This is a genomic window from Sphingobacterium sp. 18053 (genome assembly GCF_902706145.1).
Lineage (GTDB): Bacteria > Bacteroidota > Bacteroidia > Sphingobacteriales > Sphingobacteriaceae > Sphingobacterium > Sphingobacterium paramultivorum.
The window spans coordinates 1-1052 of record NZ_CACSJW010000028.1; the positions used below are offsets into that span (position 1 = coordinate 1).

The window sequence follows — 1052 nt, forward strand, 5'->3', positions numbered from 1 at the left end:
AGTTCAAGCATATGTAAAATCCGAAGATTTCAAAACTTCAATTTTTGCCCAAGCGATAGCAATAACGGTGGGATTTGATGATGGCGAGTTAACGATAATAAAATCTCAATAACTATGGATCTTATCAAAGTTGTTTGCGGGATTATATTCAAAGATGATCTTGTTCTGATTTGTCGACGGAAACCTGAAAAGTCTTTAGGGGGCTATTGGGAGTTCCCTGGAGGTAAGGTTGAGGATGGTGAATCTAATGAAGAATCGCTGCTTCGGGAATTGATCGAAGAGCTCAACTTGAAAGTCAAAATCAAACAGCACTTTTTCGATACTTTACATCAGTACGATAATGGCGCTATCGAATTGATCTCGTTCATTTGTGAGACCGAGAATATAGCTTCAGAATCTACCGATCATGATCAGCTCGAATGGGTAAAGATTAGTGATCTATTAAACTGGAAGCTTGCTCCGGCAGATATTCCTATTGCGAAAGAATTGATTGAAAAATTTAAAGGCTAGAGATCGCAAAGAGTTTTAGAAATAATCCAATATACTGGATTAAAAAACGCCCAAAATGATATTTAAAGATTTTTCAGAAAATGAACTCTACTTGTTCATGAATGGCAAACTTATCTACAAACGATGGTTGGATACGGGAGTATCAAAAGTATTCGACGTAATGGCATATGACAAATACACCCTTGCCAGCATTAAAGAGCTTAGCAACCAATATGGATTATTGATAGTTAAGGCAAGAATAAAGCTAATACCTACTGAAGATGGTGGCCGAAAAACAGGCATCATCTCAGGTTATCGACCCAATCACGTGTTTGAATATACGTCAGGAGGTAAACCACAGCGGACTTATATAGGTGATATAAATTTTGAGGGCGAGGATCAAATGCCTGGAGAAGAAAGAATTGCGACTGTTCGTTTTCTCCTTGTAAAAGAGCTGGAGCAATATTTGACAAAAGGCCGTAAATGGTGGCTACATGAAGGACCTAGACTTATTGGTGAAGCAGAGATTTTATAGGAGAATTTTTGATTTTGGTTATACCCCT

2 protein-coding genes are annotated in these 1052 nt (G+C 37.8%); both read left to right on the top strand.

Annotated features, from left to right (window positions below; translation table 11 throughout):
- Window positions 1–114: 114 nt before the first annotated feature.
- Window positions 115–510 carry a (deoxy)nucleoside triphosphate pyrophosphohydrolase gene (locus GVK91_RS27105; RefSeq protein WP_159732735.1) on the top strand — a complete coding sequence of 132 codons (396 nt, stop codon included), beginning with the start codon at window positions 115–117 and terminating at the stop codon, window positions 508–510.
- Window positions 511–565: 55 nt separating this feature from the next.
- Window positions 566–1024, top strand: coding sequence for a hypothetical protein (locus tag GVK91_RS27110; RefSeq protein ID WP_159732738.1), 459 nt, complete (start codon window positions 566–568; stop codon window positions 1022–1024).
- The last annotated feature ends 28 nt before the right edge of the window (window positions 1025–1052 follow it).

Coding starts and splice junctions, on each gene's coding strand:
- GVK91_RS27105 (WP_159732735.1), top strand. CDS start 115: ATGGATCTTATCAAAGTTGTTTGCGGGATTATATTCAAAGATGATCTT.
- GVK91_RS27110 (WP_159732738.1), top strand. CDS start 566: ATGATATTTAAAGATTTTTCAGAAAATGAACTCTACTTGTTCATGAAT.